The organism is Lactobacillus rodentium, from assembly GCF_003423665.1.
Taxonomy (GTDB): Bacteria; Bacillota; Bacilli; order Lactobacillales; family Lactobacillaceae; genus Lactobacillus; species Lactobacillus rodentium.
Genome location: NZ_BFBY01000003.1, coordinates 82,925 through 106,119, shown reverse-complemented (window position 1 = coordinate 106,119; position 23,195 = coordinate 82,925). Strand labels below are relative to the sequence as shown.

Annotated in this window: 21 protein-coding genes; 1 reads left to right on the top strand and 20 read right to left on the bottom strand. The window is 33.8% G+C overall.

From position 1 onward, the window contains the following. Positions 1-12: 12 nt before the first annotated feature. The 10 genes from ftsA to LrDSM24759_RS02945 all read right to left on the bottom strand — a co-directional run bounded on the left by ftsA (position 13) and on the right by LrDSM24759_RS02945 (position 10,275). Positions 13-1,380 carry a cell division protein FtsA gene (gene ftsA, locus LrDSM24759_RS02990; RefSeq protein ID WP_117118014.1) on the bottom strand — a complete coding sequence of 456 codons (1,368 nt, stop codon included), beginning with the start codon at positions 1,378-1,380 and terminating at the stop codon, positions 13-15. Positions 1,381-1,447: 67 nt separating this feature from the next. Continuing rightward, complete coding sequence (locus LrDSM24759_RS02985) at positions 1,448-2,299, bottom strand: cell division protein FtsQ/DivIB (protein WP_117118013.1); 852 nt, start codon at positions 2,297-2,299, stop codon at positions 1,448-1,450. A gap of 14 nt (positions 2,300-2,313) precedes the next feature. Beyond that, a complete protein-coding gene (murG, locus tag LrDSM24759_RS02980; protein ID WP_117118012.1) occupies positions 2,314-3,429 on the bottom strand; it encodes an undecaprenyldiphospho-muramoylpentapeptide beta-N-acetylglucosaminyltransferase in 1,116 nt (371 codons plus the stop codon). A gap of 1 nt (position 3,430) precedes the next feature. After that, positions 3,431-4,819, bottom strand: a complete 1,389-nt coding sequence (murD, locus tag LrDSM24759_RS02975) for a UDP-N-acetylmuramoyl-L-alanine--D-glutamate ligase (protein WP_117118011.1) — start codon at positions 4,817-4,819, stop codon at positions 3,431-3,433. Between the two features lie 21 nt (positions 4,820-4,840). Further along, a complete protein-coding gene (gene mraY, locus LrDSM24759_RS02970; protein ID WP_117118010.1) occupies positions 4,841-5,806 on the bottom strand; it encodes a phospho-N-acetylmuramoyl-pentapeptide-transferase in 966 nt (321 codons plus the stop codon). Between the two features lie 25 nt (positions 5,807-5,831). Then, on the bottom strand, positions 5,832-7,988 hold the full coding sequence (locus LrDSM24759_RS02965; protein WP_117118009.1) for a penicillin-binding transpeptidase domain-containing protein: 2,157 nt from the start codon (positions 7,986-7,988) through the stop codon (positions 5,832-5,834). Next, positions 7,988-8,353 (bottom strand): cell division protein FtsL, encoded by a 366-nt coding sequence (gene ftsL, locus LrDSM24759_RS02960; protein WP_117118008.1) that lies wholly within the window; start codon positions 8,351-8,353, stop codon positions 7,988-7,990. Before ftsL ends, LrDSM24759_RS02965 begins: the two co-directional genes overlap by 1 nt. Before the next feature lie 24 nt (positions 8,354-8,377). Next, positions 8,378-9,325, bottom strand: coding sequence for a 16S rRNA (cytosine(1402)-N(4))-methyltransferase RsmH (gene rsmH, locus LrDSM24759_RS02955; protein WP_117118007.1), 948 nt, complete (start codon positions 9,323-9,325; stop codon positions 8,378-8,380). A gap of 2 nt (positions 9,326-9,327) precedes the next feature. Then, complete coding sequence (mraZ, locus tag LrDSM24759_RS02950; protein WP_117118006.1) at positions 9,328-9,759, bottom strand: division/cell wall cluster transcriptional repressor MraZ; 432 nt, start codon at positions 9,757-9,759, stop codon at positions 9,328-9,330. A 180-nt stretch (positions 9,760-9,939) separates the two neighbouring features. Continuing rightward, the gene (locus LrDSM24759_RS02945) at positions 9,940-10,275 is read right to left on the bottom strand and encodes a DUF3397 family protein (RefSeq protein ID WP_117118005.1); all 336 of its coding nucleotides are present in this window, start codon (positions 10,273-10,275) and stop codon (positions 9,940-9,942) included. 105 nt (positions 10,276-10,380) lie between these two features. Here LrDSM24759_RS02945 and LrDSM24759_RS02940 point away from each other — a divergent pair, with 105 nt between their 5' ends. Further along, positions 10,381-10,506, top strand: a complete 126-nt coding sequence (locus LrDSM24759_RS02940) for a DUF4044 domain-containing protein (RefSeq protein WP_117118004.1) — start codon at positions 10,381-10,383, stop codon at positions 10,504-10,506. 31 nt (positions 10,507-10,537) lie between these two features. On the opposite strand, the gene mreD is transcribed toward LrDSM24759_RS02940, so the two are convergent. From mreD to LrDSM24759_RS02890, 10 genes are all read right to left on the bottom strand, one after another. Next, a complete protein-coding gene (gene mreD, locus LrDSM24759_RS02935; protein WP_117118003.1) occupies positions 10,538-11,074 on the bottom strand; it encodes a rod shape-determining protein MreD in 537 nt (178 codons plus the stop codon). Beyond that, complete coding sequence (gene mreC, locus LrDSM24759_RS02930; RefSeq protein ID WP_117118002.1) at positions 11,074-11,925, bottom strand: rod shape-determining protein MreC; 852 nt, start codon at positions 11,923-11,925, stop codon at positions 11,074-11,076. The genes mreD and mreC overlap by 1 nt, the downstream gene beginning before the upstream one ends. A 47-nt stretch (positions 11,926-11,972) precedes the next feature. After that, the gene (locus LrDSM24759_RS02925; RefSeq protein WP_117118001.1) at positions 11,973-12,974 is read right to left on the bottom strand and encodes a rod shape-determining protein; all 1,002 of its coding nucleotides are present in this window, start codon (positions 12,972-12,974) and stop codon (positions 11,973-11,975) included. A 137-nt stretch (positions 12,975-13,111) separates the two neighbouring features. Continuing rightward, positions 13,112-13,741, bottom strand: a complete 630-nt coding sequence (locus LrDSM24759_RS02920) for a JAB domain-containing protein (RefSeq protein ID WP_245953326.1) — start codon at positions 13,739-13,741, stop codon at positions 13,112-13,114. Between the two features lie 23 nt (positions 13,742-13,764). Beyond that, a complete protein-coding gene (locus LrDSM24759_RS02915; RefSeq protein ID WP_117117999.1) occupies positions 13,765-14,442 on the bottom strand; it encodes an HAD family hydrolase in 678 nt (225 codons plus the stop codon). After that, complete coding sequence (locus tag LrDSM24759_RS02910) at positions 14,432-15,685, bottom strand: bifunctional folylpolyglutamate synthase/dihydrofolate synthase (RefSeq protein ID WP_117117998.1); 1,254 nt, start codon at positions 15,683-15,685, stop codon at positions 14,432-14,434. Before LrDSM24759_RS02910 ends, LrDSM24759_RS02915 begins: the two co-directional genes overlap by 11 nt. Next, positions 15,685-18,324: a valine--tRNA ligase gene (locus LrDSM24759_RS02905; RefSeq protein ID WP_117117997.1), complete on the bottom strand. Its 2,640-nt coding sequence runs from the start codon at positions 18,322-18,324 to the stop codon at positions 15,685-15,687. The genes LrDSM24759_RS02910 and LrDSM24759_RS02905 overlap by 1 nt, the downstream gene beginning before the upstream one ends. Positions 18,325-18,620: 296 nt before the next feature. After that, positions 18,621-19,727 carry a zinc ribbon domain-containing protein gene (locus tag LrDSM24759_RS02900; RefSeq protein WP_157964231.1) on the bottom strand — a complete coding sequence of 369 codons (1,107 nt, stop codon included), beginning with the start codon at positions 19,725-19,727 and terminating at the stop codon, positions 18,621-18,623. A 104-nt stretch (positions 19,728-19,831) separates the two neighbouring features. After that, positions 19,832-20,569 carry a pseudouridine synthase gene (locus tag LrDSM24759_RS02895; RefSeq protein ID WP_117117995.1) on the bottom strand — a complete coding sequence of 246 codons (738 nt, stop codon included), beginning with the start codon at positions 20,567-20,569 and terminating at the stop codon, positions 19,832-19,834. A gap of 3 nt (positions 20,570-20,572) precedes the next feature. Continuing rightward, positions 20,573-22,513: a M13 family metallopeptidase gene (locus tag LrDSM24759_RS02890; protein ID WP_117117994.1), complete on the bottom strand. Its 1,941-nt coding sequence runs from the start codon at positions 22,511-22,513 to the stop codon at positions 20,573-20,575. Positions 22,514-23,195: the final 682 nt, after the last annotated feature.

Sequence of the window (23,195 nt, the reverse complement as noted above, 5' to 3'; positions counted from 1 at the left end):
ACCACCCTTAAATTAATCGAAAAATTTCTTAAAGAAATCTCCGAGTCCTTTTTTATTCTTCTTATTATCTCTGGCATTATTATTTTTTTGCTTAGATGCCACAGTATCTTTATTATAATCTTCTTTTCCAGCTATTTCACTATTAGACTGAACTCTTTTGAAAAATTTCATTTTTTCTGGTGTCTTTTCTTCCACTGAAGAAGAAACAGTAACTGGTGTATTATAAATTACACTATTTACTAAATAATCAATATCTGCCAAATCATAGGCATATTTAACCACACCAAAACTAGCTGCGTAAAGGGGATTTCTTAAGCCGATTTGATTTGGCTGGAAAATTCTTGCTTTTACATCATAAACATCTTTTACAATATCATCAGTGCCTTGTAATACACTGGTTCCGCCAGTTATTGTTACTCCTCCAGGAAGACGAAAGGCATCATGTGCATCGAGTCCCTTACCTATTCTTGCAAGGATTTGTTCTAAACGTGCGTTAATGATTTCGCTTAAATATTCTTCATCAACCATTTGTGGAGCATTTTCACCCACAACATTAACTGGGAATTGATTATCTGGAGATGTCAACTCAGGATCAGCATAACCAAATTCTTGTTTAATTTTTTCGGCTTCCTTCTTAGAAGTGTTAAGTACTACAGATATATCCTTAGTTATATCATTTCCACCTTCTAAATCAATAGTGGCATACTTAATTTTGTTTTCATGAATCACTGTAGCTGTCGTGGTACCACCACCCAAATCAAGAATAATGGAGCCAAATGTTCTTTCACCTTCATCAAGAGCTACACTAGCTATTGCCAATGGAGTTGGGACAAAGAAATTATTTTGATATCCAGCTCGTTCAATAGCCTTGCGAATATTATGTAAATCAGCAGCTGGAGCTGTTAATAAAATCCCATGAACTTCTAAAGAATGTGCAATCATTTTACGTGGATCATCAACATCAGTTTTACCATCAATTAAAAATTTATTAGGTAAAAATGCAATTGGTTCTTGGCCCTCTTTAGTGGCAGAACTAATTGCTGAAGCTAAGACACGTTTAACATCGCTATCTCCAACTTCTTGTCCTTTTTCACCGATATTGATCAGGCCACTAGCACTATCTAGTCTCAACATACCAACTGGAATACCAGTTACTACTCGATAAATTTTAGAATTTGTTTTTTCTGCTACCTTTTTTAGAGCAGAAGAAATACTACTTGCAGTTTGATCAATATCGACAATTTTTCCGTGTCGCATTCCTTTTGTAGGACTACTTGCAGCCCCAATTACTCTTAATTCATTTGATGAAGTATCAGCAACAACTGTTTTTACACTAGTTGTTCCAATATCTAAACCAACTAATAAACCTGTCTTATCCATGATTATGCCCCCACATGTTCACTGTTATTAAAAATTTTACCATAACCTCAGCTTGATAGTATAGTAATCATTTTATTCCTAGTTGTGACTTTTCATTTGACGATAACGGTCGTGAAAATGCACCAATTTCCAAATCAACTATTGATGGTTCGGATAATTGTTTTTTTATTTCAGGATAATATTTAATTTTTTTAGTGATTGTGGTTGTATTACCAATAATCACATTATTATCCTTCATAACTAGAATTATTTGAGTAGGTCTTTTTGTTTGACCACTCATTATTTTCACTTGCTTCTGAATTGATCGTGGTAATTTTGCATAAATATCTAAATCATCTATCAAGGAAACACTTTTATTGTAGCCGATAAATAAGGGCTTTTCATGGTCAATTTGTTTATCAGAAATAACTTGACTACCAACTTTACCATTACTTAATATTTTCCGATATCCGCCATCTTCTTTGATATAGCCAATAACCGGTTTTTCTTCAATATCTAAAACTAAATGATTTAAATTATTAACGTGAAGCTTCACGCCTTTTACTTCAGGGAATCGTTTTTCTAAGCGCGCTCTATAATCATTCTTTTTGAGCAATGTAGGAATTACTTTATCTTGAGCGGTAATGCCACTTGCCTTGACAACTTCATGGCTGTTTAATTCATCCGCCCCTTTTATTTGAACACTAGTTACATTTGCCTTTGCGGAAACATAGTAAGATAGTCCTACGATACCCACTACTGAGACACCAATTATTATTCCCAATCTTTTGGTTAAGGATTTTCTTCGCTCAGCTTGTAATTTGTTTAATGAGGCAGATACTTTTCGATTACTACCTGAATTTTGATCATTCTTCTTGTATTGTACCCAACCTGAAATTTCAGCTTTCGGGTCTTTTTTAGTAATTTTTTTCTTTGGCATCTACCTCACCTCTCTTAATTATTTTTCTTCACTAACTCTTCCATGACTTTGATTACTTGATCAGAAGCATCTGGAACTCCAAGTTGCTTTGAAGCTTGACTCATTTTTTTAGCATAATTTTGATCTAACAAAATATGATCAATTGATGAAACAAAATTATTAGGATTTAGATCATTTTCACTAATTACTAGTGCAGCTCCAGCTTTTTCAAGATCTAACGCATTTTTCATTTGATGATTATGCGTTACATTTGGACTAGGAATTAAAATTACTGGTACTCCTAAAGCAGTGAATTCTGCCAAACTGGTTGCTCCTGAGCGAGCCACTACACATGTCATTTGGGGTAATAATCCTGGCATATTATCAATATAGGGCACAATTTTGATATTTTCACTTAATTTATGATCAGCTAATTCTTTTTTGATATTACCATAATACAATTGGCCTGTTGCCCATATTATTTGATATGGTTTTTGTTCTAGCTCAGGTAATGATTTTTTTACTATTTGGTTAATAGCAAGTGCACCTCGTGAACCACCAAAAATTAATACGGTTGGAACATTGGGATTCAATCCCCACTTTTGCTTAATATCCACTTTACTTTCATTCAAGCCTAAAACTTGTTGTGAGCGTGGGTTACCTGTCTTAACCAATTTTTTCTTTTCAGGAAATTGTTTAGCTGCATCATCAAAGGTATAACAGATTTTATCAACATAGTGTGCCAAAAATTTATTAGCCAATCCCACTACTGAATTAGACTCATGAATCATGGTTGGTATGTGCATTTTAGCAGCAGTATAAACAATTGCTCCTGAAACATAACCACCTGTCCCTAAAACAATATCAGGTTTAAAAGATTTTAAGATTCTTTTAGCCTGTTTATTAGCATCCAAAAACAATTTAATTGTTTCAAAGTTTTTAAGTAAATGTCTCCGATCAAAGCCCTGAATTTTTAGAGTTTTAAAAGGAACGCCTGCTGCAGGAACAATTTTTGATTCTAAACCTTTTTCTGTTCCCACAAATAAAATATCTTCATTAGTTACAATATTGCGTTCTTTTAATCTTTCAATTAATGCCATAATTGGATAAATGTGGCCACCAGTACCGCCACCAGAAAAAATAATTTTCATTTTATTTAGTATTTAAATCCTTTATAAATTTAACAAAATAGTCTCCACGTTCTTCAAAAGTATTGAATTGGTCCCATGAGGCACAAGCAGGTGAAAAGAGAATTACATCTCCCTTTTCACTTGCCTCATAGGCACGTGGTACAGCTTCTTGAAGTGTATTAACAATAATTATATTTTTATCTTTTAAGCCGGCCTTTCTTGCGGCATCCGCTAAAAGATACTTTGTTTCTCCATAAAGAACAGCTACTTTAATATGTTCTTTAATCAATGGTACTAAATCATCAAATGTAAATCCACGATCTAATCCACCCGCAATCCAAACCTCAGGATCTGTAAATGATGGAATTGCTACACTTGCAGCTTCAATATTAGTTGATTTTGAATCATTATAGAATCGTCTATCTTGATAAGTTGTCACATATTGGAGACGATGTTTTGCACCTGAAAATGTACTCAAGACAGCCTGAATATCTTCATTTGTAGCCCCTAAAATCTTAGAAATGGCAATTGCCACCAAACTATTTTGTTGATTATGAATACCTGGAATTTTTATATCCGCTTTTTTCATAATCTTAGGATCGGTTTGACTTGCTAAATATTCTTTTCCAATATAATAATCTGCTTCTGTATCCTTTTCAGAAAAAGTTAAGGTTTTAGCTTTAGTAACCTTTTTTTCCTTAGCTAAAATTTCTTTTTGATCATAATTGATAATAAAATAATCATTTTTATCTTGAGCTTGGGTAATTCTTAATTTTGCATCGACATAATTTTCAAATGTCTTGTGATAATCTAAGTGAACATTATTGTAGATATCAACAATTGCAGCAATCTTAGGTTTAATATCAGTAACACCTAATAACTGAAAACTAGACATTTCTACAACTAATAAATCTTTCGATGTTACCTTAGGCACTACTTCTGAGATGGGAACACCAATATTACCAACTGCATAGGCATGCCCACCTTTTTTACTTAAATAGTGGTCCATGATTTCTTGTGTCAACATGACAGTTGTTGTTTTTCCATTAGAACCTGTCACACAAACATAAGGAGCTTCGCTAACACTTAAGGCCACTTCTGGCTCAGTAATAACTGGAATTTCTTTAGCTTGAGCTTGTTCCACCATCGGATTTTCATATGGAATTCCAGGATTTTTTACTAAATAATCAAAAGTTTCTTGATCAAAGAGATCAATGGGATGATAACCTGAAATTACACGTACGCCCATTTTTTCTAACTCTTGTGCTTTTTGGTCAGACGATAGATCCTTTTTATCATTTAAAGTTATTTTAGCTCCTAATTTTAATAATAATTTAGCAACTGCAAATCCACTTTTTCCTAAACCTAAAATTAAGATATTTTTACCATCATAGGTTTTAATTTGTTTCATTTACCCAATACTCCATACTAATTAATAAATAAAAATTAAATAAATTGCACTAGCCAGTAAACCAATAAGCCAAAATACAATATCTACTTTCCATTCTGACCAGCCTAACATTTCAAAATGGTGATGAATAGGAGTCATTTTGAAAATTCTTTTACCTGTAGTTTGGAAAGAAATAACTTGCATGATTACACTTAAGGTTTCACCTACAAAAACAATACCAATTAATAAGAGTGACCAAGGGTGCTGAAGATAAATCGAAACTGCAGCCAATCCACCACCTAAAGCCAAAGAACCAGCATCTCCCATAAAGATTTTTGCAGGTTTATGATTATAAATTATAAAGGCTACCAACCCACCAATTACACTAGAACAAAAGATTAAAATTGCCCAAGCTTGTTGTTGAAAGGCCATATATGCATATGTACCATAAGCAATAATTGATAATCCAGTCGCTAAACCATCTAACCCATCAGAAAGGTTAACTGCATTAGAAAAACCAACTAACCAGAATAAAACAAAAACCACAAAAAGAATTACACTCTGAACAACTCCAATAAATGGAAGATATAGAGCAAATGGAAAATGATCTGCTGCAGCGATCAAAATAATAATTGCAGCAATAATTATTTGACCAAGTAGTTTTTGCCATGCTCTTAAGCCCAAATTACGTTTGAAGTATAATTTTAGACCATCATCTAAAAAACCAATGATGCCATAGCCTAAAAAGGCAATAATTAAAATCCAGATGCTTTTATTTAAATTGTGTTGCCACGTAGCAACCCAAATTGAAGAAATAATACTTGAGAGTACAAATACTACTCCTCCCATTGTTGGTGTTCCTGACTTTTTTTCATGCCATTTAGGACCTTCATCTCTAATTTGTTGGCCTTCCTTGTGCATAATCATATATCCAATGAATAGTGGTAGTGTGATTACTGCAAGCACAAAGCTGGATATAAATGGAATTAAACTATCCTGCAAATGCATTCTTAAACTCCTTTAATTTACTATCTTATTTACATGTAACGGTTAATTTACTACTTTGATTAATTACTTGATCCTTCGGAGTATTTTGAGAAGTTACCTTATCTCCTGCACCAGAAATCGTAATAGAAATTCCAGTTATTGAGCTAAAACTCATAACTTCTTCTTTAGTCCAGCCCTTCATGTCTGGACATTTTACTGTCCCACCAGTATATAAGAGCACTTTAGCCCCATTGTTTACCTTTACTCCTGCAGCAGGTGCCTGTTGCACAACATTTTTACCATTACCAATTATTTCAGCGCTTAAGCCTTTATCTTCTAAACTTGCTTTAGCCTTATTAACTGTCTTATTGGTAACATCTGGTACTTCAACTTTTGTAAGGGCCGTTGTAGCTGAAGATACATTTAAGCGATTAACCAATGGTTTAAAGATTTGAGCCAAAATCAACTCTGGATCATCCGTCATTTTTTGTGGCTGACGCATTGTAATATAAACACAATAACGTGGATCACTAGCTGGGGTTAATCCTACAACAGAGAAAATATAATTATTATCACCAGTTAAATAGGCTCCATGAGAGCCAGCAATTTGGGCAGTACCAGTTTTTACTGCCAAACTAGTACCATCAATTTTGTAAGCTCTACCCGTACCATATTCTTTATTTACTACATCTTGCATTAAATCTAATGTTTTTTGTGCAGTTTCTTTTGAAAAGACTGGTTTGCCAACTTTTTCACGATGGAAGGATGAAACGGTTTTACCATTTGGAGAAACAATCTTTTCGACTAACTGTGGTTTAATCATTTGTCCATTGTTTGCCAAGGCACTGTAAACTTGCATCATTTGCATTACATTTACATTGACACCTTGTCCAAAGGAGGTAACTGCTCCATCGAGATTGTTTTTAACATTAACTAAACCAGGATTTTCTCCAGGCAAAGTTACATTGGTTTTTTCTCCAATATGAAACTTTTTAAGATATTCTTTCCAGGTCTTGTTACCCATTTCTTGTTCTAAGGTTGCCATCCCCACATTACTTGAACGAGGGAATGCTTGAGACATCGGAATTGATCCCCAACCACTGGTATTCCAGTCATGAATGGTTGAGCCATTTAATGTAATAGAACCGGAACGATATAATTGATTTGGATTATAATGACCCGTCTGAATTGCGGCGGTCATTGATAAGATCTTAAATACTGAGCCTGGTTCATAAGAGTCCTGAACTAAAATATTACGCCAATTTGAATCAAGTCCCTTTTTAGTTTGAGGGTCAAAAGTAGGACGTTGTGAAGCTGCAAGTATTTTACCTGTTTTTACATCTTCAACAACAGCAGTTAAACTTTTGGGATCATATTTACTTTGAACATTGTCCAATAAGTTTTCCATGTATGTTTGTAATTGTGAATCAAGAGTTAAATAAATACTATCTCCATCTTGTTTAGGCTTATATACATGATCGTTTGAAGAAGTTTGATATTGCGAAGCGTCAACAAAAGTTTCGCGATAACCATTTTTTCCGGCTAACTGCTTATTAAAGTACTCTTCTATTCCCATTGTTCCCACTAATGATTGACTAGAACTTGTTTTGTCAGTATTTTGCAATTGCGCTAAGCCAATAATATGAGAAGCAAATGCACCATTTGGATAAAGTCGTGAATTAGTTTCTTCAAACTTAATTCCCGGCAATTTCATGGCCTGAATTTTTTTCTTTTGTTCCATTGTTAATCCGGAACCAGCACTACCAAACTCAACTTGATAAGCTTTATGTTTAGGATTTAAATACTTTAAAATTTTCTCTTTACTTAGGGGTAAAACTTCGGCTAATTTACTTGCAGTTTTTTCTTTATCACTTACATACATTGGTCGATTTTTATAATCAACCGAGCTTTTATCTAAGATTGCATAAACAGTATAAGCATGTGAATCTTCTGCAATTGTTAAACCATTACTATCATAAATAGTACCTCGAGTTGCTTTTAAAACTTCATTGCGCTTATATAAATCGTTAGTTCGTTTATTAATATCTTGACCCGCAACGTCTTTAGAGATACCCAAATATAAAAATCTACCTATAAATACAAGAAAAACCAAAGCCAGGGCTACTTGGAGGATTCTCCCCACCGTAAAGCGGTAGCCGTGGGCTTTGGATCTATTCTTGTTCAAATTATTGAATTTTTTCATTAACGGACATTCCTAATGTTACTTTCAATTAGGCGTAAGCCTTCTTTTTTTGCAATTTTGTTCATTCTTGATGATGATGTTAATTCACCAATTTCTTGACGTAAATCTGTATTTCTATTTTGTGTAGATATTACGCTTTGTTCTGAATCAGTCAACTTATGTTGAGCATTAGTAGAAGAAATACTTGCAGATACTAATAATGTCATCATTATTAAAGTGATCATGCTTCCCAATACTATTAATGATTTTTCCAATCGATTGAGTGGAACATTTTTAGGATTAAGAATTATTTTTTTCTGTGGCTGCCCAGCCTCTCGGCTAACTGGTTCTTGATAATTATATGTTTTTGCTGAGCTATCAGCCATACTTTTCTCCTTAGAATAAATACTCTATAACTTTTCTGCAACCCTCAACTTGGCACTGTGTGAGCGATTATTTTCGTTCAATTCTTCACTACCTGCCACAATAGGTTTACGACTTATAAGTCGCAATGTTGGTTTGGCATCCGCAGGTGCCATTGGCATTCCTCGCGGAATTTCCACTTCGGAATATTTTTTAAATATATTCTTAACGATTTTATCTTCATGAGATTGAAAAGTAATGACACATATTCTACCACCTGGTTTTAGCAATTGAATTGCCTCTTCAAGTGATTCTTTCAAGACATCCAGCTCGTTATTTACTGCTACTCTAATAGCTTGAAAAGTTTTCTTTGCTGGATGACCTCCACTTCTTCTCGCAAATGCAGGAATTGCTTCTTTAATAATTTCTACCAAGTCAAAAGTAGTAACAATAGGTTTTTCCCGTCTTTTTTCCACAATCTTACGTGCTATTTGTCGAGAATACTTTTCATCACCATACTTAAAAAGAATATCGGCTAATTCTTTTTGACTCCAGGTATTAACAATAGTATATGCATCTAATTCTTGATCTCGGTTCATCCTCATATCTAATCTTGCATCAAAACGATATGAAAACCCTCGTTCAGGTTGATCAAATTGCGGAGATGAAACCCCTAAATCATAATAAATTCCATCAATTCCATCTGAAAAACCTAGCTTTACTAGATCATCTTTCAAATGACTGAAATTATCATGAACAAGTTTTAATCTCGGCTCACTGCCTTCTGCCATATAATCCGCAAAGTTTAACTTTGCTGCTTCTATCGCGTAGTCATCTTGATCAAATCCAACTAAAGTTCCCTTATTGAGTTGACTTAAGAGATATCGAGCATGACCCCCACCTCCAAAGGTGGCATCTACATAAAGACCATTCTCTTTAAGATTTAAATTTCTAATTGTTTCGTGCAAAAGCACACTATAATGCTTGAATTCCATAATTAAATCTCGATGTCATCCAAGTCTTCAGCGATGTCGTCATAGTTCTCATTGGCATCATCGGCGAAATCTTCCCACCGATCTGCTGACCAAATTTCGATTCGATCAGATACACCAACAATCACACATTCTTTCATCAAGTCAGCATGGTCTTTAAGTGTCGTGGTCAGATTGACACGTCCTTGCTTATCGAATTCAGTTTCCATCGCTCCTGAGTAGAAAAGCCGTGTAAACTTACGCGCACTTCTCTTTGTCAGAGGAAGTTTGGCTAACTTAGCTTCAATTTTTTGCCATTCTGGTAAAGGATAACCAAAAATACAGCCTTCCATTCCACGAGTAAATACAACTTTTTCACCAATCTCGTCACGAAATTTGGCCGGTATAATTAATCGGCCTTTACTGTCAAGATTGTGATGGTATTCACCCATGAACATGGTCTAGCCCCCTTTCCAAATTCTAATTTACCACAAATCCCCACTTTCTACCACACAGTTTCCGATTTTTTTAAAAAATAGTTATTTAATTAGTAATTTTAATTTATAAAAAACAAAAAAAGACTCTCTAGATCCTTATCTAGAGAGTCTCACATAATTTAATTAACTTGTGGGGGAATATTAAAGTAATACCACAATTAATAATCCAATATACCAAAATACCGAACATGCAATTAAATAATTCCATAGTCTACGTAATGTTTTTTTCATAGAAATATTTTTATTTTGGACCGCAATTCTAATAGTTACTATTAGAACAAGGACAAAATAAAATAAAAAACCATAAGGTAAAAAAGACGGCTTATGTTTTATTGATGTAATTAATTGACACGCTGGAATGAAAAAGAAAGGTAATACATCATAACCTTTAAATTTAGCTTTTGGAAACACTCTTACAATTAGAGCATTTAATAATAAACCTAAAGCAGGTAATAAAAAAATCCATATAATTTGCATGATTTCCTCCAGCTATTATTTTACCCTACTTTTAAAAATTAAAAATATAAAATTGCAAAAGTTTAATTGCTGGGCTAGAATAAAAACTATTCAGGAGGTTCATTAATGAGCAGAAGAAAGAAAAAGAAAAAATCAGGTTTTCAAAAATTAACAATCGTGATGGCATGGATTATGGCTATCATTACTTTAGTTGGTGTTGTTACAGCTGCACTTCCATATATTATGAATTAAAAAAGAGAAGGTCTTAAGACCTTCTCTTTTTTTATAAATAATTTTTTTGATTTTCTAAAAATGGATATTTTCCAATCAAATTTTGCCAAAAGGCATAAGTAATAAAAAAGATAATTGCACAAACAACCCAACTGGGAAAGATACTTAATAATAATGACTTTATTCCGATTTGCTGAGTTCCTATAATTGCATAAATAAAGAAAACATAAACTGAAACAAATAAGTAAGAAAGCAAACATACGATTAACCGAAACCAAAAAGTCTCTGGTAAAAAGCGGGTCAATTTTTGCAAAATATAATACAACAAAGGAAAAGCTACAGTATAGATACCAAAATATCCAAAATAATAACCATCAGCAAGTACACCAATTGCAAGAATTAACCAAATATTATTTTTGTTTAAGTCATCAAATAATGCTATTAAACAAATTCCTACAACTGTAAACCAACAAGCTGTTCCCCAAGTCGGATGATAAAATATTTTTTGAAAAGCTAAAGCCAACGAACCATCAAGAATCATAGCGAAAAATAGTGCAATCCCAACATACCATTTGCGTAATGTAGCCACTATTCTTCCCCCTTTCTCTTAATTACACTAACCACTGAAGGATCATTTAAGTTACCGGCTGGTTTAACTTGAATGACATCTGATAAGCCAAAACTATCTCGCGTTGTTTTAGTTACAGAACCGATGAGTAACCCTTTAGGAGAATTACCACCCATACCACTAGTATAAACTTTAGTACCTTTCTTCAGCTTACTTGAGTCGACTACTTGAGTAAAGGCAAGTTGATTTTTACTTAAAACGGTTATAATTCCATGAACTTTTTTACCCTTTGTCGAATCAGCCTCAACTGAAAATCGGTTAGCTGATTTATCTGTTGAGGTAATTAACTCAACTTTTGAACTAGTTGCATCAACTTCAATTATTCGACCTATCACCCCTTCACCAGACATAACAGGCATATTTTTCTTTATTCCTGATCGAGAACCACGATTAATGATTAATAGATCTGACCAAGTATCCGGACTTCGAGAAATTACACTGGCATCTACAATGTCATAGTTAGTAAGAGTATCTTTAAGTTTTAAAGCAGATTTTAATTGTTGATTTTCCGCTTCTAGCGCACTATTACGAGCCTTTGTTTGAGCAAGATTAGTAATTTCTTGCTTTAAATGATCATTTTCATTTTCAGCCTCTACTAATTGACTTACACTATCGGCTCCTCCCGAGACCAAGCGAATTGGCCAATCAACTACTTGACTCACAATAGCCATCGTATCATTACCAAGTCGTTGTACAAATAAAGGAGATTTACGATTATTTCTCATTCTGACTGAAACCGAAAGCATACATAGTACGGCTAGAATAATAAGAAGAATTGTAAGAACTTTACGATTTCCAAAAAATTTTTTCATTTGTTTAATTATCCTAATAATAAAAGCCGGCAATCGCCGGCCCCTAATTACTTAACTTTGCGCATTACTTCAATGTTTTTTAATGATTCACCTGTACCAATAGCAACACAATCAAGCGGGTCTTGAGCAATAAAGACAGGAACTTTAGTAGCATCTGAAATAACTTCTGGAAGATTCTTTAATAAGGCACCACCACCGGTTAAGACAATACCATGGTCAATGACATCGGCTGCAATTTCTGGAGAAGTTTCTTCAAGAGTTTCTTTAATTGCAACAATAATACTTTGAACAACCTCTTGAATTGCCTTCGCTACATCAACTGCATTGATATCGATTGATTTTGGTAATCCAGTAACAAGATCACGGCCACGAATATTCATTGATTCGATTTCTGCTGCTTTTTCAACAGATGCAGAGCCAATTTGCATTTTGATCGCTTCTGCAGTACGTTCACCAATTAATAAATTAAAGTTTTGGTGAATATAAGCTGCAATCGCACTATTAAATTTATCACCAGCCATGCGTGTAGAGCGAGATGAAACAATTCCACCTAGAGAAATTGTAGCCACATCAGTAGTTCCTCCACCAATATCAACAACCATTGAACCTGTTGGATCCATAACTGGAAGGCCAGCACCAATAGCAGCTGCAAAAGGTTCTTCAATTACATAAGCTTCACGAGCACCAGCGACACGAGCCGCATCAATTACCGCACGTTTTTCTACTTCAGTAACACCAGAAGGAACACAAATCATAGCTGCTGGTTTTGAATTACCTACAGTTTTTTCGATAAAATACTTAAGCATTGCTGCAGTAGTATCATAATCAGCAATTACTCCATCCTTCATAGGACGAATAGCTTTGATTGAACCAGGAGTTCTTCCGATCATTTCCTTTGCTTCAGAACCAACGGAAATAACTTCTCCAGATTGAGTATTTTTTGCTACTACAGAAGGTTCTCTTAATACAATTCCTTTTCCTTCAGTGTAAACCAGAGTATTGGCGGTACCTAAATCGATCCCAATATTCTTACTTCCAAATCCAAACACGTTAGATCTCTCCTTAATTAGTTAATTTTTGTTTTCTTATTTAATTGCTAAATTATCGGTATTTAGTCTTTGTAATTATAGCATACAATAGTAAAACTTACCTCTTAGCTTAAATTTTTTAAAAACCTTTAGAGAATCTATAATAAATTTGTTTCACGCATACTTAAATAATTCTTATCAGTGACAATAAAATGATCAATAAATTCTAATCCCATCATTTTACTACTATTCTTTATTTTCTTAGAAATTTCAAGATCTTGCTGTGAAGGAGTGGGATCACCACTAGGATGGTTATGTACCAAAATAAAACCTGCACAATTATATAAAACAGCCCACCTAAAAATATCACGTGGATGTACAATTGCCTTATTTAAAGTTCCTTGAAAGATTAATTTTTCAGCAATAATTTTATTTTTTGTATTTAAAAAAATTACAAATAATTGTTCCTGTTCTTGTCCACATAACTTATCACATAGATAATAACCAAGTTGCGAACTTGAACAAAAAGTTTCTATTTTACCCGTTTCTACTTGTTTAATACGTTTAAAAATTAATTCTAAATAAAGTGCTAGCTGGGGAGAACACTTTTGACTTCTTGCAAATTCCCATAATGTCTTAAAATCAGAAATTTCCAATTTACTTAACCAAGTTTGTAATTGGGCAAAATTCATTATTTTAACTTGCTGCAAATATTTAATTAAATTAAGTAATAGTTCTTTATCACTTTGTAAGGGATAAGGACGATTATGTTTTTCGATTATAAACACCTCCATCCCTTATTACGACAAAATTACTCAATTCGCTCTATAAATTCATTAAAATTTTTACAAATTAAAGCAGATTCTCTATCTTTAGAGGTTGGTCGCTTAAGGTCAGGAATCATGATACAGGAAATGCCAGCGTTTTTGGCCGCTGCTACTCCTGTGCTAGAATCTTCAAAAACTAATAAATTTTCTTTTGGTAAATCCAATTTTTTCTGTGCCAATAAATAAATATCAGGTGCTGGCTTTGGTTTTAACTTATTTTCTAAAACATCTTTATAACTGAGTCGAAAGCGAAAATATTGGCGAATACCGGTTAGCCAAACAAATTTATCTACCACCTGCTGATAATTACTAGAAGCAATCCCCATTTTTAACTTCTCTTTATCAAAGAGAGTTAAAGCTTCTTGAACTCCAGGTTGAAGTTTGATTCTACCTTCATCAGCCCAGTGCCAAACTAAATCATCAGTTCTTTTAATAAATTCGTCTCTTACACGTTCATTAGGAAAATATTTTTGATAAAAATCCTCCATTTGTTGATTACTAGCCCCAATTAATTTGAGGTATGAATCTTCTGGAATTTTTAGTCCATATTCATGGGCTGCCTGAATATTTGCCTGCCAATATTGTTTTTCAGAATTAACAAGCAAACCATCCATATCAAAAATTAAGCCTTTGATTTCATTTGGAACTCCCTTAACTCTCATCTTTTTTCTCCCAATAATTCAAAATTGCTCCCACTAAATAAAATGAACCAGTTACTATCAAAATATCATTTTCTCCTAGCTGCTCTTTTACCCGATCAAAAGCTGCTTGATAATTTTCAATAAATTGTGATCTATTTCTAATAAATTCAGGAAAATCTTCAAACTCAGCAGCCCGTGGATAATCAATACGGGTTAAAACAATCTCTTCATCAAATCTAAATTGAGTAAATACTTGATCTAAATCTTTATCTTTCATCATTCCCATTAAGTAATAGAGTTTATGATGAGGTTGTTCACGAACAAAGCCTACTAAATTAGAAATTGCTTGAATATTATGCGCGCCATCTAAAATTATTTCAGGATGACGACTAATAATTTGATAGCGACCTGGAATAACAGTTTCATTAATTGCTTGTTCAACAGCTTGAGGTTTTAACTGTAAACCTAAAATTGTTATTACTTCTACTGCTATCCCCATATCAATTGCCTCTACCGGAGATCGCAGATTAAAACTAAGTTGATATTGAGAATTAGTAAACTTAATCTTTTTATCTATTATAATCTGATAATCTTTTTCATATTCAAAATATCTTACTCTCATCTGCTTAGCTTGATTAATTAAAATATTTAGTGGCTTAGCAGCTATTTCCCCAAATACTACTGGGCGGCCTTTCTTGATAATGCCACTTTTTTCTTTGGCTATATCTTCAATTGTTGGACCAATAATATCTTCATGATCTAAGCCAATAGAAGTTATAACACTTACTTCTGGCGTAATAACATTTGTTTTATCATGTTGTCCACCAATTCCAACTTCAATTACCGCATAATCACAGTGCTTTTCAGCAAAAAGCCAAAACGCCATCACAGTTTCAAATTCAAATGTTACTAATGAAAATGTATCATCTGTTTCTTTAATCTTATTAATTACTCGTGTAACAACTTGATAAGCTTTTATTAAATCTTTATCACTAATTAAATCTAAATTGATTTGAATGCGTTCATTAAACTTAGAAATATATGGTGATACAAAAAGGCCGGTTCTCTTACCGGCCTTTTTTAAAAGATTAGCAATGTAATAAGAAGTAGAGCCCTTTCCATTTGTCCCAGTTACATGAATTGTTTTTACCTTATCTTGGGGGTTTCCTAAATAAGCTAAAACTTTTTTGATATAAGAAAGATCATTCTTTTCATGCAATTTGGGTAAATGTTCAATTTTACTAATTACTTCTTCAACTTTCATTAATTACTTTCTTTCAAATCTTGAATACGTTGACGAACACCAGCCAATTGACTTTCATAATCAGCCTTCTTAGCTTGTTCTTTTTCAACTACAGCTGCTGGTGCATGGTCCACAAAGCCTTTATTAGCTAATTTCTTCTCAGCACGTGCTACTTCATCTTCTAAGTGCTTTTCTTCTTTTTCCATTTTAGCAATTTCTTCATCTACATTAACTAATTCAGTTAATGGCACAAAGATTTGAGCTCCTGGAACAACCGCATTTTTAGCAAGTTTTGGTGCATCAATCTTAGTAACTACTTCTAATGACTTAGGATGTAAGAAATTATTTACATAATCCATATTATCATCCAAGATATGCTTGTTTTCCGCATTATCCAATTGAATCATGATATCAATTGAAGAAGACATTGGTGCATTAACTTCCATGCGGATATTACGTACAGATTTAATAATTTCAATTAAGAAAGCCATATCTTCATCAGCTTGTTTATTTTCGAATTCTTGATGAGTAACAGGATAGTCGGCTACCATGATGCTTTCACCTTCATGAGGCATTGATAACCAAAGTTTTTCAGTTACAAATGGCATAATTGGATGCATTAAACGTAAAATTTGGTCTAAAATCCAAATCAAGTTTTCTTGTTTACGTGCTTTTAATTCTTCATCATCACCATTTAAAGCAACTTTAGAAATTTCAATATACCAGTCACAGAAATCATTCCAGATAAAGTTATACAACTCTCTACCTGCTTCACCAAATTGGTATTCATCAAATAAACGAGTTACCTCAGATACAGTATGATTCAAACGATCAAAGATCCAACTATCAGCTAAGTCAAATTTTGAGGTATCCGGCATGTGTGCTGGTTTGGCATCATCTGGTAAGTTCATAATTACGAAGCGACTTGCATTCCAAATCTTGTTAATGAAGTTCCATGCAGCATCCATCTTGGTGTAGCTGAAACGAGTATCTTGACCAGGAGCTGTACCGTTAAGTAAGAACCAACGTAGTGCATCAGCACCATATTTATCAATGACATCCATTGGGTCAATTCCGTTACCTAATGACTTAGACATCTTACGTCCTTGTTCATCACGAATTAAACCGTGTAAAACAACATCATCAAATGGTTTTTCCTTAGTAAAGTGTAAACTTTGGAAAATCATTCTTGATACCCAGAAGAAGATGATGTCATAACCAGTTACTAAGGCATTAGTTGGGAAGTAACGCTTGAAGTCTTCGCTATCAGTGTCTGGCCAACCCATCGTTGAAAATGGCCATAAAGCACTTGAGAACCAAGTATCTAAAACATCAGGATCTTGTTCCCAGTTTTCAATATCTTCGGGAGCTTCTTCTTGCACAACCATTTCGCCAGTCTTCTTGTTGTACCAAGCTGGAATCCGGTGTCCCCACCATAATTGACGTGAAATTACCCAGTCGTGAACATTTTCCATCCATTGTTCTAAAGTATGAGCAAATCTTTCTGGAACAAAGTTTACTTTTCCTTCGCTATCTTGGTTTTCTAAAACTTTATCTGCTAATGGTTTCATCTTCACGAACCATTGGGTAGATAATCTTGGTTCAACTTGAACACCAGAACGTTCTGAGTGACCAACGGAGTGAACGATGGGTTCTTCTTTAACTAAGTAACCTTCTTCTTTTAGATCAGCTACTAATGCCTTACGTGCCTCAAAGCGATCCATACCTTCGTATTTACCTGCTTCTTGGTTCATTGTACCGTTATCATTCATAACATTAATACGTTCTAAGTTATGACGGTTACCAACAGCAAAGTCATTAGGATCATGTGCTGGGGTAATTTTTACAAGTCCAGTACCAAATTCTGGATCAACATGTTGATCTTCAATAATTGGAATACGACGGCCAACGATTGGCACGATTAATTCTTTTCCAATTAAATCCTTATATCTTTCATCCCCGGGAGCAACAGCAACAGCAGTATCTCCAAACATAGTTTCTGGACGAGTAGTAGCAATTTCGACGCTACCTGAACCATCAGCTAAAGGATAATTAATATGATAGAAAGCACCATTGTCATCTTTGTGAATAACTTCGATATCACTTAAAGCAGTTTCCAATTTTGGATCCCAGTTGATGATATATTGGCCACGATAAATTAATCCTTCATTATAAAGTTGAACAAAGACCTTTTTAACCGCCTTTGATAAACCATCGTCTAAGGTAAATCTTTCACGAGAATAATCAAGTGATAAACCAAGTTTTGACCATTGACTCTTGATAATATTTGCATATTCATCTTTCCAAGCCCAAACTTGTTCTAAGAATTTTTCACGTCCTAATTCATGACGATCCTTACCTTCTTCACGTAAACGTGCTTCAACTTTAGCTTGAGTCGCAATTCCAGCATGATCCATTCCTGGTAAGTACAATGTATCATAACCTTGCATTCTCTTTAAACGAATCAATGTATCTTGAATTGCAGTATCCCATGCATGGCCCAAGTGTAATTTTCCAGTTACATTTGGTGGTGGGATAACAATTGAATAGGGATGAGCTTTTTTATCACCAGAAGGTTTAAATAAATCTTCATCAAGCCATTTTTGATATCTGCCTTTTTCAACAGCAGAAGGATCATATTTTGGGGCTAAATCTGCCATGATATTTCCTCCATAAAAAAAGTCCTAGACTAAAAGTCTAGGACGATTGAATTCTAAATAACCGCGGTACCACCTAAGTTAGATATATTAAAATATCTCTCTTGAATGCGGTAACGTTGCACAATAAACGGAATAACTTACTAACTTATTCAGTTACTCAGCTAACTAAGCTACAAACAAATCTCCAGCCTTTCAGCAAGATGGCCTTTCTCTGTTAATGAAATTCATACCTCTTAGTTCTGGCTTTGTTAAAGATTATAGCATGTTTAATCTAAATATAAAAGAAGTCATTTTTTCTAATCATCTTCAGGTGAACTAGGTAAAGTGAATTTAGTTGAAGATTGTTTATAAACTTGATTACCATTAATAAAGTACTTGTCACCATTTTTTTCAAAAGTTAAGTTGGCTATATTTTCGCTATCAGATGAACCAGTACCAAAACGATGTACTTTTTCATCAAATTTTAGATTATATTTATCTTTACCTATCTTTTGATATTTTACATTTTTCCCAAAAGATTGAGACATATTTGAATGAAAACAACTAATACCATCTGATCTTAAATCATAAACATAAAAAGTTGCTAGCTTAGACTCCTCTGATTCATCCTTATATGAAGCATATTCACCCACAATATCTCTGGCTACCCCAGATTTCCAGTTACCAGATTCATTATTAGAAGTAGCTTCCTCATCTGATGACGAAGAAATGTGGCTAACTAATGACTTAATCGTACTCAAATCGTTACTAAAGCTCTTTTTCAAAGTATCTTTGGAAAAGGTTGAAGTGCCATCATTTGATACAACTACTTCATCATCTTTGACGTCAACATCAACGCTTCCATACTCATTAGACAATGTATAAGACGTAGAAGAATTCTTATGTGCAGTTAATTCGCCATCACTAAAGTAATTCTTTACATCATCAATCGCTTGCGTAGTACCTGAATCTTTTGCCTTGTAGGCAATATATCCCATCATCATCCATTCATCATTACTATATTCAGATGAATTTTGATGATTAGATTCTTGATTCTTCTTAGTAGCTGGAGTTGCTTTCTTTGTTGTAGGCTTACTGCTTTGAGTAGTTTTTACTTCTGCATTTTTATTACTTACATACTGATGTCCTGCAAAAATTCCACCACCAATAATCACAGCAGCTAAAACCCCACCACAAATCCACATAATCGTTTTATTATGCTTGGGATTATGATTCTTTTCCATATAACTAGCACGTGTATTTGATAATGTCTTCTTGTTTGAATGAGCTATATTTCCTTTTGCTACTGATCTATTTACTGGTGAATTATTAGTTTCTTTTTTCTTTAACTCATAGCCACAATTTCCACATACATTATCTGTATCTTTAACTGGTTTCCCACAATTTGGGCAAAATTTTTTCACTATCTTTCTCCTCATTAGTAATAATTAACAATCTAGCAATTAGTTTACCTTTTCATTTTTGATTATGTCAACGAGACTACTATGGCTTGGTATAACTAAAAAGCCTAAGGAACTATCCCTAGGCCTTTATTATTTTTCAATCTATCTAATTCTTCCTCAGTTAACTCACGATAGTGTCCTCGTTTTAATTGCGGATCTAACTGTAAGTTATCCATTTGCAGCCGATCAAGTTCAAGTACTTTCATCCCTACCGCCCCAAACATACGCTTAATTTGATGATACTTACCTTCTTTGATCGTAATTCTTACCTTACTTAGATCTTTACTTTCATCAACATCAAGAACTTCTAATTTTGCCGGTTTCAAAACTGTACCATCTTTTAATTCCATGCCTGATGCAAAAGTAGTAACAGTTTCGACAGTAACTTTGCCTGCAATCAAGGCTTGATAAACTTTATCCACATGTTTATTGGGAGCAAGTAGTTCATGATTCAACTGTCCATCATTAGTGATTAATAGTAAACCAGTAGTATCTTTATCTAATCTTCCTACTGGCGCTAAATCTTTATATTGATCTTTAACTTCAAGTAGATCAATTACTGTCTTTTGGTGAAGATCTTCAGTTGCGGACAGAACTCCTTTAGGTTTATTAAGTAAAAAGTAGTGATACTGCTGATAAATTATTTTTTGCCCATTTACTTCAACTACGTCACTTTCTTTTACTTTTTCTTTGGGTGTTTTTACGATTTTACCATTAACCGATACTAGCCCAGCTTTTATTAACTTATGAACTTCTTTTCTGGAGCCAACATTCATGTTGGCCAAATATTTATCAATTCGCATTATTTACCAAATTTTCACCCTTTGCTCAGGATCAAGCCACATGCCGTCAGTTTCCTTTACATCAAAGGTTTCGAAGAACTCATCTTGACATTGAGATGGAATATTTACCCGTGTAGGCTGTGGCGCATGCACATCAACCGCAATTTCGGTTTTAATTGCTTCGGGACGTTGCTTTTGCGCCCAAGAACGAGCATAATTTTCAAACAATTCAGTCATACTGCCATCTTCTGACTTATTAGCTTGAATTGCACAAGAAAGACCACCAAGGTCAGCAATATTTTCAGCGACAACTTGCTTACCATTAAGTTTTGCAGGACCATAATTTAAACCATCATAAATATCAATAGCCGCTTGCGTACGCTGATTGAATTCTTTGAAGTCTTCATCAGTCCACCAGTTCGTCATGTTTCCATGTTCATCAAACTTAGCACCATTATTATCAAATGCATGAGAAATTTCATGAGCAATAGTTGCGCCGATCCCACCATAATTAGTCCCACGAGATTGATTTAAATCGTAAAATGGAGCTTGCAGAATTCCAGCTGGAAAAGTAATGTCATTTCTTTGTGGATCATAGCAAGCATTATTCATATTTCCTGGCATTACCCAAACTGAACGATCAACTGGCTTAGTTAATTGATTCAAATTATACTTTTCAGCTACTTGAGCAATATTTTTTTCATTCTCATAAAGACTTTGGCTAGGATTAACTTGAATTAGGTCATAAATTGCTTCAATTTTTTCGGGATAACCGATTTTGAGGACTAAGGCACGCAATTTAACAATTGCCTTTTCTTTAGTTGCTTCAGAGAGCCAAGTGTTGGTACGAATTCTTTCTTCATAAACGTTGATCATGCGCTGAATCATATCAGTTACGTCAGCCTTAGCTTCTTCACCAAAATATTTCTTACCATAATAAACACCAAATACTTCACTAAAAGAATTATTAGCTACATAGTAAGCATGACGTTTTTGAGGAGTTAATTCTGCTTGCCCACTAATTGCTTGATGATATGGGAAAGCAGCCTCACGAAAATTTTGTGAAAGTGAGCTAGCCACATTATTAATGAATTTGGTAATCATCCAACCTTTAATTTCTTCAAAATTAGTAGGATTAATTAATTCTTCAGCATGGTCTAAAAATCTAGGTTCTAAAACAATTACCTTAGCTGGTAAGACTGGGAGAATCTGGGACAAAAATTCCTTCATATTAAATGATTTAAATTTAGCTAAAAAATCTTCTAAAGAATATGGATTATAAGCTGCTGGATAATCAGCCCATTCTTCGGTTGATTTAACTACTTTAGCTATTTTTTGATCAAATGCTAAAGCATTTTTTACATACTCTCCTGCTTCTTGTTCATCAATACCCGCCATTTTTAACAAGTTAATTGATTGCTTTTCTAAAATACCAAGTAGTTTTTCAGCATCTTCTTGTTGATAACTAGTAGTATCAGGTAAAAAGGTACTTGGTCCACCAAATTCAAAAACATGTTCTGCAGTATTTTTCATATCTGCTTCTACATCGAATGAAAATGGCAAACTAGTAATAACATTTAAAGCAGATGCAGTTTGATTAAATTGAGTAAAATCAGTTAGTTCAGTAAGCTGCTTAAGATCTGCTTTAATTGGCTCAGCTCCCTCATGATTACGTCGCTCAAAATCAAGTGCAAGCTTATATAAATTTACTCCCTTTTCTAAATCTGGAATCTTTGGTAATGCTTCTTTTCCGGCAGCTAAATTGTCAAGATCAGCCATCATTCTTTTTTCAATGCGTATATCAATTTCAGTATTTACACCAATTTCAGTTCGATCAGCTGGAATTACGGCATCTTTTTGCCAAGCAGAATTAACTGCCAAGTAAAGATTATCCTGAGGACGAGTAGCAGTATTGGGTTGAGTTAAATCTCCGGCTCCACCCCGAATTGTAAAATTATTCTTCATCATTATCACCATCTATTATTAAATTTTGCATTATTTTTCTAAGTTTATTTTAAACTATAGCATATATTTATAAAAATAGTTACAAAGAAAAAGCCCCATTATTAATGAGACTTTTTCTTTGCGATCTTATTTTCTTTTATATTGACTAAACCTACAAATCAAACTTAATGAATACAATTAATCTTCATAATATCCCTTTTTTACTTCCTTCCGATATTTTTCCCAATTCTTTTCATATTGTTTAGCAGTTATATGAGGATAAGAATACGTAACGACTGTTTTCCATTTATTTGTTTCTCTATCTATTAACTGAACTTTTATTGGCAAGCAATCATGGTTGTAAAATATTTTTACTCTATAACCTTTAAAGCCGTCATCATGCAAAATATCAACTACCTTTTTTGTTCAAGATAATCCTTTACATTTTTTACTATCACATAATTAGACCGTTTTATTTCATATTCTGTAGTTTCATCAGCAATAATTGGATATAATAAAGCTATTTTTTTGTATAATTAAACCCCAACCATTTAGAGGGAAAAGTATCTCCATAACCGTATACAGTATCACCTTTAACCGCATCTTAATCTCCATAATACTTCTTGTAAAATAAATTCATATCTAGTGTTGTTCCAGAATCCTTGTCTATTGGTATATATACTTGAACGTCACTAGCTTGATC

What these genes read in the sequence shown, in the direction of transcription:
- ftsL (WP_117118008.1), bottom strand. Translation starts at nt 8,353, where the DNA reads ATGGCTGATAGCTCAGCAAAAACATATAATTATCAAGAACCAGTTAGC.
- LrDSM24759_RS02940 (WP_117118004.1), top strand. Translation starts at nt 10,381, where the DNA reads ATGAGCAGAAGAAAGAAAAAGAAAAAATCAGGTTTTCAAAAATTAACA.
- mreC (WP_117118002.1), bottom strand. Translation starts at nt 11,925, where the DNA reads ATGAAAAAATTTTTTGGAAATCGTAAAGTTCTTACAATTCTTCTTATT.
- mraY (WP_117118010.1), bottom strand. Translation starts at nt 5,806, where the DNA reads ATGCATTTGCAGGATAGTTTAATTCCATTTATATCCAGCTTTGTGCTT.
- rsmH (WP_117118007.1), bottom strand. Translation starts at nt 9,325, where the DNA reads ATGGAATTCAAGCATTATAGTGTGCTTTTGCACGAAACAATTAGAAAT.
- ftsA (WP_117118014.1), bottom strand. Translation starts at nt 1,380, where the DNA reads ATGGATAAGACAGGTTTATTAGTTGGTTTAGATATTGGAACAACTAGT.
- LrDSM24759_RS02910 (WP_117117998.1), bottom strand. Translation starts at nt 15,685, where the DNA reads ATGAAAGTTGAAGAAGTAATTAGTAAAATTGAACATTTACCCAAATTG.
- murG (WP_117118012.1), bottom strand. Translation starts at nt 3,429, where the DNA reads ATGAAAATTATTTTTTCTGGTGGCGGTACTGGTGGCCACATTTATCCA.
- LrDSM24759_RS02945 (WP_117118005.1), bottom strand. Translation starts at nt 10,275, where the DNA reads ATGCAAATTATATGGATTTTTTTATTACCTGCTTTAGGTTTATTATTA.
- LrDSM24759_RS02965 (WP_117118009.1), bottom strand. Translation starts at nt 7,988, where the DNA reads ATGAAAAAATTCAATAATTTGAACAAGAATAGATCCAAAGCCCACGGC.
- LrDSM24759_RS02890 (WP_117117994.1), bottom strand. Translation starts at nt 22,513, where the DNA reads ATGAAGAATAATTTTACAATTCGGGGTGGAGCCGGAGATTTAACTCAA.
- LrDSM24759_RS02915 (WP_117117999.1), bottom strand. Translation starts at nt 14,442, where the DNA reads ATGAGAGTTAAGGGAGTTCCAAATGAAATCAAAGGCTTAATTTTTGAT.
- LrDSM24759_RS02985 (WP_117118013.1), bottom strand. Translation starts at nt 2,299, where the DNA reads ATGCCAAAGAAAAAAATTACTAAAAAAGACCCGAAAGCTGAAATTTCA.
- LrDSM24759_RS02895 (WP_117117995.1), bottom strand. Translation starts at nt 20,569, where the DNA reads ATGCGAATTGATAAATATTTGGCCAACATGAATGTTGGCTCCAGAAAA.
- mraZ (WP_117118006.1), bottom strand. Translation starts at nt 9,759, where the DNA reads ATGTTCATGGGTGAATACCATCACAATCTTGACAGTAAAGGCCGATTA.
- LrDSM24759_RS02905 (WP_117117997.1), bottom strand. Translation starts at nt 18,324, where the DNA reads ATGGCAGATTTAGCCCCAAAATATGATCCTTCTGCTGTTGAAAAAGGC.
- murD (WP_117118011.1), bottom strand. Translation starts at nt 4,819, where the DNA reads ATGAAACAAATTAAAACCTATGATGGTAAAAATATCTTAATTTTAGGT.